Source organism: Patescibacteria group bacterium, assembly GCA_041661625.1.
GTDB lineage: Bacteria > Patescibacteriota > Patescibacteriia > JAHIZJ01 > JAHIZJ01 > JBAZUB01.
The window spans coordinates 1-7,395 of record JBAZUB010000011.1 but is presented as its reverse complement, the minus strand read 5'-3'; the positions used below and the strand labels follow the sequence as shown (position 1 = coordinate 7,395).

7 protein-coding genes are annotated in these 7,395 nt (G+C 49.5%); all 7 read right to left on the bottom strand.

Going from position 1 to position 7,395, the window contains the following annotated elements; all coding sequences use genetic code 11:
• Positions 1 to 73: 73 nt before the first annotated feature.
• On the bottom strand, positions 74 to 2,179 hold the full coding sequence (locus WC734_06360; protein ID MFA6198739.1) for a hypothetical protein: 2,106 nt from the start codon (positions 2,177 to 2,179) through the stop codon (positions 74 to 76).
• Between the two features lie 205 nt (positions 2,180 to 2,384).
• Positions 2,385 to 3,110, bottom strand: a complete 726-nt coding sequence (locus WC734_06355; protein ID MFA6198738.1) for a hypothetical protein — start codon at positions 3,108 to 3,110, stop codon at positions 2,385 to 2,387.
• A 3-nt stretch (positions 3,111 to 3,113) separates the two neighbouring features.
• Positions 3,114 to 3,383 (bottom strand): hypothetical protein, encoded by a 270-nt coding sequence (locus tag WC734_06350; GenBank protein ID MFA6198737.1) that lies wholly within the window; start codon positions 3,381 to 3,383, stop codon positions 3,114 to 3,116.
• Between the two features lie 223 nt (positions 3,384 to 3,606).
• Positions 3,607 to 5,898 carry a hypothetical protein gene (locus tag WC734_06345; protein MFA6198736.1) on the bottom strand — a complete coding sequence of 764 codons (2,292 nt, stop codon included), beginning with the start codon at positions 5,896 to 5,898 and terminating at the stop codon, positions 3,607 to 3,609.
• Positions 5,898 to 6,185, bottom strand: a complete 288-nt coding sequence (locus WC734_06340; GenBank protein ID MFA6198735.1) for a hypothetical protein — start codon at positions 6,183 to 6,185, stop codon at positions 5,898 to 5,900. Before WC734_06340 ends, WC734_06345 begins: the two co-directional genes overlap by 1 nt.
• Positions 6,186 to 6,201: 16 nt before the next feature.
• Positions 6,202 to 6,801 (bottom strand): hypothetical protein, encoded by a 600-nt coding sequence (locus tag WC734_06335; GenBank protein ID MFA6198734.1) that lies wholly within the window; start codon positions 6,799 to 6,801, stop codon positions 6,202 to 6,204.
• Complete coding sequence (locus tag WC734_06330; GenBank protein ID MFA6198733.1) at positions 6,798 to 7,262, bottom strand: hypothetical protein; 465 nt, start codon at positions 7,260 to 7,262, stop codon at positions 6,798 to 6,800. The genes WC734_06335 and WC734_06330 overlap by 4 nt, the downstream gene beginning before the upstream one ends.
• Positions 7,263 to 7,395 lie beyond the last annotated feature (133 nt).

Genomic DNA, 7,395 nt, shown 5'->3' with positions numbered 1-7,395 from the left:
TCGCGGGGATTCCATTGAAACGGGACCGGAATGCCGCCATCAATTGGGAGAATCATGCCTCGGATGAAATTGCTCATCGACGTATCCCGTCATCGTTCGCATTGCCACGGTTACGGGCCTGGTCATTCTGGAGATCCGTTTTGACCTCTTCCTTGACTTCTGCTTTCAACGCATCTTTAATTTTCTGGTCGTCGCAATTAATCGTAACTTGAGGCTGAGATGTTATATTAACCTGAGGTAATCCCCAACCGCCGGTAGGCGCTTGTAATTGCGATGGCATATAGTTTTGGCGATCCGTTGGCGTTGTAAGTTTTTGCCCGGCAGCGTTATATCCCGTTTCTCTTTCAAGCACACCAGGTTCAGCGGTTGACGGTCGTGCTGGAGCATTAGAAAGGGCCTTATATCCCATAGCTCCAAGAGTAAATAAGAGCGCTTTTTCTATAGCGCCGTCTCCGAGTTTAGACAAAAGACCGCCCGTAAGTGTCGCTCCTATATTTTCTGGCGTAACAAGTGGCCCAATTGCTTTTGATAATTGGCTAATCAGGTTTTTTAAGGCGCTCATTGTTTCGACAAAAGTTGAAGCAGCTTCGCCAATCTGTCTCCCAGCGGTTTCCCATGCCTTAAGGTCCATTCCCTCTATCTTCTCACGGGTCGCTTCTGCAAAACTCTTATCGCTCGTTCCGGGGTGTGCTTTTTCTTGCGCTTCTCTAAAGCTCTCGGTAACTCCTTTGCTCAGGCTTCCCATGCCTTGTTTTATTTGGCCCAAAGGCCCCTCTCCCGTAAGACCCTTTGATATATCGAGAAGTAGTTTTTGCCATGAAACCAGAAGAGTTTCCAAGGGATCATGAAATACAGTTTTCATTGTTACAGAGAGAGTTTCCGCGGCCTGGGTTACTAAGGCCCACTGTTCGGGAAGTTCGTGCATCTTGGCGTCGTCTATTAATTTTTTCGCCTTAGCAAAAGTGCTTACAGCCCCAAGCGTATCCTTTTCTTGGATTGCGCCTGTTTCGTATCCTTTTGATAGAATTAAAACAGCCGAGCTAAGTTCGGTCCCAACCGCTTTTTCAAGAGCCTTAAACCCACCCTTTTCTGATCGGAGTTTTTTTACTAACGGTCCAAACAGTTTCCAAAAGTTGTCAAGGTTCCCCGATCTTAATGATTCCTCGGCCTGTTCAGAAACAACATCCCCCTTATATGGAGCGTTTGCCATCATTTCTTTCAGGTCGTGGCTGGCCATCAACTGTTCTTGTGAACCCTTCTGTGCATGTTCGGCTTTCCATTTCAGGTCACGCAGATGACCCCAATCTCTGGGAGCCCCCTGGATTTTCCCGCTCATATAATCCATTTTGTATTGAGCTTCAGCTACCTTGCCGACGATATCGGTCGCCCGATCATAGAATGTTCGCGCTGCTGTGCCAGCCCTGGCTGGTTCTTTCATAGCGGCCATCAATTGGGATACCTCTGCAATCATCCGAGAGGCAGGGACTTTAAGCTCGGAATAACTAGGAGCGGCCTGACTTATTCCCAAGGCAAGTTCCTTAGGATCAACCTGTGTATCCCTTGCTACTGAAAGCAAGTTTCCCATTGTGTCTTCAGCAAATGTTTTTCGTTTATCGGCTGGTAAGTTTTCGCCGTAAGCAGCGAGGAATCCTTTGTAGAATTTGGCCGCAGTCGTGAAGTCAGATCCTAATAACTTAGCGTAATATCCCATTGTTCGCAGGGCTTCAATCTGCTCTTGTAGAGGTTTTCCGGCCATAGCTGAAGAGATTTGATACCCCGCTATCTCCAGATCGGCCATAGATGCCTTGAATTCCTCTCTGATCTTCGCATATTCTGGCAGAAATGCTTCTCGAACATCAGTGGGCATCGAAAATGTAGCAAATGTCCTAGCTTCCGCAACTTCTTCATTTCCAATCCCCCATTTAAGTGCCTTTTTGGCCCCCTCAAAGGCTAGTAGTGCTGCTAAAGCAGCTTTACCAGCCGTAATAACTCCTCCGAGTTTTTGCTGAATGTTTCCGACATGATCTCCAATTTTCTGGAAATGTTCGTTAACTTTAGGCGCTTTATCCATTGCACTAGAGAAACTTTTCCATTGGCTTTCCAACGTTTGTAACCTGCTCTGGAAGTCGCTCATCCCCTCCATTTTGAAATTTACGCCAACGTCGGTGATTGCGCTCATTCTACAGCCTAGCTCTTTGGTCGTTGTTTCTCTTCATAAGCCTGTTGCTTTTCCCATTGTTCCCACGCCAACCGTCGCTTAGAGGAGGCGAGTCGCCAGGTCGCCTCGATGTCTTGCTTTAGGTGATAGTGGCAATTAAAAATCTCTTGCCTTATGTCGTGCCCACCAAAAAACAACTGCCAGGATTTATACCCCAGGTAAAACCCTAGATTCGCGAGCGCCTCGCCGCTGAATGGATTCCTGGCATCATAAAAGAAGGGTCCCCGAGGAGATTAATCACAACCTCGCTTCCGCAAGTGTGTTCTAGCCAGATACGAGGATCGTAACCGCACTGCTTGTCTTCAATCTCTCCCCTGATAGCCTCTTGATCAGCAATCGGCCACGCCAGCACTTCTTTTAGCGTGAAGTCAGTCCTGCCATTTACAGAACGAATAGCTTTCCATGTTTGCCGAGTAGGATTAAATCCCGGAATTTTTCTCTGTTCGAGTTCCTGTTGGCCGGTGAGATAACCCCAGACGACCTCGGTTCCCCATTGTGGCGTTGTGAATTCAAACGTTGGGTCGGGTCCAGTTTTGTCATCCGGGATCGGCATGAAATCTAGTGTCGCGAGATCCTTGGCCCAGTTAACTGATTTCTTGCATTCCGAACATTTACCCCGGAGAATTATAGAATCTGTCAACGTCCCGGCGCGGAAAATCTCAATTGCTATCTGGTTAAGATCAGGGCTTCTCAATTCAAGCAGGTCCCTTGTTTTCACCTTCTCGTTATCACCAAGCATCAAGGTTAACCCTGCCCAATACTCTGGGAGGGCCTCGTTTATACGCTCGGTATTATCGAACAGGTATTGTTCCCAGTTACCGTCCTGTCCCCGGACTATACAATCTAGCCCGGAGACTATTAATTGAAACTCTCGTTCGATATAACCGGCCATCGTTTATCGCTCCACCTGGTCGAAATCGTCACACACCAGCTCCAGTTTCCAGGTCATATTGTCGTCGTGCTTGGTTCCGTCTAGTTCTTCGGGATCCATGCTTTTGATCCATGCGTTGTCGTGCGTGTATTCCAGCGACGGCTCATCATCAGGCCCAAGGTGCGTTACGCTCATATCGAACGAATACAGGCTTTTGTCCCTGGTGAGTACGGCTTTGTGTTTATTCCATAGAAATGTGCGTTGTGTTCCTGTTGCGGGGATTATGATGGTCATCGAGAATTCGTAACCCTTGTGAGATCCCGCGTGTTTGACAGGAATCGTCTGGCCTCCGCTCTCGAGTACTCGCACCCCGACCTCAGACTTAGGGGCTTTATATTTGGTTACCACAAATGGGCTCACACCCGTGATGTTTGCGATAAATTTGCTGACTGGCAGCGGATTTTCTATTATTTGCGCACCACTTATCATTTTGTGTTTCTCCTATTCCCTGCCTTCGTTACAGCCGGATAAAGTTCGGCAATGTTGCGCTCGTAGCGTATGTCGCCCACGGGTCGCCGGTTCGCATTGTCCCAAATTGCGCAATTGGCCAGCCGATCTGCGAAAATGGCTTAATCAGAATCCGGCAAATATATTCACCCATATCCATTGAATCGGCGGTGTTCAACACTGCTCCTTTGAGTTCGCCATCCGCAAAATACGACCCATCGTCAAATTCCACAAATATCCCGGCGAATTTCTCTTTTCTAAGATCCTCGCGGAACATCGGCGCCATCTCTCGTTTCAGCTCACCCCAAATGCTGGGTCTGTTCGGGTCGTGGATATAGCGCTGGAGAATCGGATAGGTCCGCAACTCGTACGCCTTGAGTAACCAGACAATCGCCCAATCCTGCATTTTGTTGGGGTTCTGTTGCATCGTGTAACCGCCCCACAAATAAACCCCTTGGTTTCCCCTGTTGCGGTCACTGTTCTTGAGCATTACAACTGCGTTGAGCTGGTGAAGTGATAGCAGATCCCATCCGGCGGTATCCTCATCCACATTGTCTTCAATATCGAGCACTCCGGGACATTGCCCGCGTTTTATGCCAAATGGCGCCATACCTGGTCCGTAAACCTCTTCGGTGCGGGTTATCGCAGCGGCGAGGTAAGGCAGTCCATTAATAGCCACTGTTCCGTTGTTGCGGCTGTCATACACCACCGGCTCTTTTGTGATTAAACTCATGCTCGCGCTATTGAATGCCGCATGGCTATAATCCGGCGGGTTCCCCTCCACGTAATCGACAGCCTCATCTGGAGTCATTCCCGCTGGCGTGGCCCCATGATAAAATTTCGCTATCCTGGATTCAGCCCAGATTTTAGCGTATTCGTGGACTACGTTGGATTCCGTGCCAAACGCAAAAAAATGGATGATTGGGATTCGGCATTTGTCTATGGCGTAGAAGCCCGTTTTAGAAACTGAATGGCCGATCCAGTCCGCATCGGTGAGAACTGTTGTTCCATCAGAACCGCCGCTGAGTGTTATCCCTACGCTGTTGAGCGCAGGCCAGTCATACGGCGCGACGTTCGGGGAGGCGACATCAGTGATAGTCACACCCTCATCGTGGACGTTGATATAGTTTTTCCAGAAAAATGCGTCATTCGGATCACGGCTCAGATTCGGGTAGTAGACTTCCTTCTCGCCCGGTGTGATTCTTCTGTAATCCATGCGCTCGCCGGGGCTGCGAGGACTCTCATAAAAATAGATTGCGCTACTGTTGCCGTAAGCGCCCGGCCCGGTGAGTTCGAGTTTCCATGCCTCAACCACTGCTCCTGATGCGCCCACATGCTCAGTTGAGTCGAATCCAAATACCGCAAGGGCCGTACTAGCAGCGTTAACCTGAACGGTTGAGTCGACACCAATTGTATCAGAGGTTAAAGTTACCTTGCCTTGTGCGCTCGAAACGGTCGCGTCTGTCAACGCAGACATCTGAGTCGCCACTTGAGCAGAGGTTAGATAGAATGTGCTTGTCTCGCTGCCTGTCGGCGCGAAAACAAAGTCTTGGTCCGCTTCGCCGTCAATCGAAACACTGAGCCCGATTGTGCCTTCAGTGTGGTTGTGTTCTACTTCTGATATACCGAGCGTTGAATAACAATCGTAAGTGACAGTCAGAATTTCAACGTCATCGTTAGCGTCTGTAGTGGCTACGTGAACCTTGCCCACCGAGACAGTAGCGTTTATACCGTCTGTTTGAGCGTTTATCTGGTCGCACGTAACTTGCGCTGTAGTTTCAGCCGCTGCGAATTGAACAGTCTGAGGCGATCCCCAGACAGTTGCATGTCGAACACGGATTTTGAACTTGTCGTTGGTGTCTAATGCGAAAATAAACGGTCCAATCTCTGATCCGGTAAAAGCGCCTGCTATCGGCAATTGGAATAGGAATGGTCCCGCTGCGCTGATAGCCGCGCCCGCTGTTGGGGTCCCGCCCCTGTCCTCTATTAGGCAAGATGCTGGGAGTGTTGTGCAAGTGGCAGCGTCGGCAATATCCGTATAATGCGCAACACGAAAAACAATTAGATTCCCGCCGTTTTTGATTGTGGTCAAACACATCGCCGGACCTGGAAACAAGTCGGTCGTGTCACCCATTGTTTCGATGAAACGGGCTTCATCGCCCTTGCCGAACATATAAGGCACGCCAACCTTGCCTTTTAATGTCTGAGTCAATGCGACCGTAAAACCCACGGAGGTCGATGCGGGCCGCCCCGATAAATCGTAATTCTCAACTATTGCTCGTTTGCGTCCTACGTAGGCCATTATGCGTCTCCTCTGTCAGGGACAAGTTTGATTTTGCCCGCTTTTTCAAGCCGCTTTAGGTATGAGCCCACGAATTTATTCAAAAACGGCCTACTGATGTGTGTGTCGTTTTTGGAAAAGGGGCCAGAGGACATCGATATGGTCGTACCATCCCCAAGCGGAAGGCCCATGAGTGGCCTATTGCTCAGGTTCACTGCCCTGCGGTAATCCATAGGCCCTTCTGTGGCCGGGACTGTTGGCTCTTCAACCAATATTTCCGGGGCGTATTCTGTTTGTTTTTTGGCCATCACAGGGCCTCCTTCGCTATTGCGGGTCAGACAGCATAAGCCGCCTGTCCATTATTTTTATTCCTGGGACCGTGTCGCTTAGTGACCGGGCGGTCCAAACATTGCTACATTTGTAGCTGTAAGAGCTTCTAAATAGCGGCTTCTCCACCTCATTTAGGTTCGCTGGTTTGGCCGCTTCGATCATTTTCACAGCGCAACTCCCGATCCGGAACATGTAGGGTATAGGTAACGCTTCAACGAGCCCCAGATATAGGGCGTAAGCTTCGTTCTGATCGGTCGCGACAAGGTCAATTTGGTAAAACAGGTTGTGCGGTATCGGCCATTTGCGATGTGTCCACGAATCTGGTCCGGTAATCTCAATTGGATCTCCGTTCTCATCGAACGCTTTGGGATAGATAACGACCGCCTGTTTATCCGACGGCTCGTAATCATCGAGATATGGCCTCGTCTTGGTCATGTCCGGCTGCGGCGGCATATAGTGGCTGACGGCATAGCAGGGCGGGACCATCTTTCCCTTGGGTCTCGCCGCTCCGGGGCCATACACAGTAACAGAAATGTCCTCGCGTTTTACCCGCTGGAGTTGCTCGATTATGTGTGTGTCAACCAATGCGATCATTTCTTAAATGTCTCGTCGATTGCCTGCTGATAAACCTCAGCGATTTTTGGGCCTTCGGATTCAATCACCGGCCTAATAAAGGGCCTGGATTTTCTCCCCTTGCCATATTCGTGAGCCAGCGCCACATTAATCAGGCTCTTACCGTCGTTACTAACAGCGCTTCGTTTCACACCAACAAAACCCTCGGCCCAATCTTTGTTTTCGTATTTAATGGCATTAATCAAACTGCTAGTCATGATTAGGGTCGTGCCTGAGTATCCGTGCGCCTCTTTCCAGGCTGTAAACCTCGGACTCGTTGCTGGCATAACTTGCCCAGACGATATCCGCTGGACTATTTTCCCTTCGAGTAACCGTCCGCTCGTATTCGTAGCGTCTTTGACATTGGATTTGAACTGGCTTGACGCTTTCGCTAGAATCGCTGCGAATCCGTCCCAATCACCAGTTTTCTCTATATCGGCCACGTCAACTCCTACTCGAAGGTGAAACCACCTGTTACTGTTTCAGATTGAACCAGCTCGCTCGCTTTGCGGATACCGCAAACAATAATGTTATGAATCCCAGATATCGGCACTAAGGCTGTTTGAATCGGAGCAT

Excerpts from the sequence above, each read along its gene's own strand:
- WC734_06360 (MFA6198739.1), bottom strand. The coding sequence starts at position 2,179 with ATGAGCGCAATCACCGACGTTGGCGTAAATTTCAAAATGGAGGGGATG.
- WC734_06355 (MFA6198738.1), bottom strand. The coding sequence starts at position 3,110 with ATGGCCGGTTATATCGAACGAGAGTTTCAATTAATAGTCTCCGGGCTA.
- WC734_06350 (MFA6198737.1), bottom strand. The coding sequence starts at position 3,383 with ATGACCATCATAATCCCCGCAACAGGAACACAACGCACATTTCTATGG.
- WC734_06345 (MFA6198736.1), bottom strand. The coding sequence starts at position 5,898 with ATGGCCTACGTAGGACGCAAACGAGCAATAGTTGAGAATTACGATTTA.
- WC734_06340 (MFA6198735.1), bottom strand. The coding sequence starts at position 6,185 with ATGGCCAAAAAACAAACAGAATACGCCCCGGAAATATTGGTTGAAGAG.
- WC734_06335 (MFA6198734.1), bottom strand. The coding sequence starts at position 6,801 with ATGATCGCATTGGTTGACACACACATAATCGAGCAACTCCAGCGGGTA.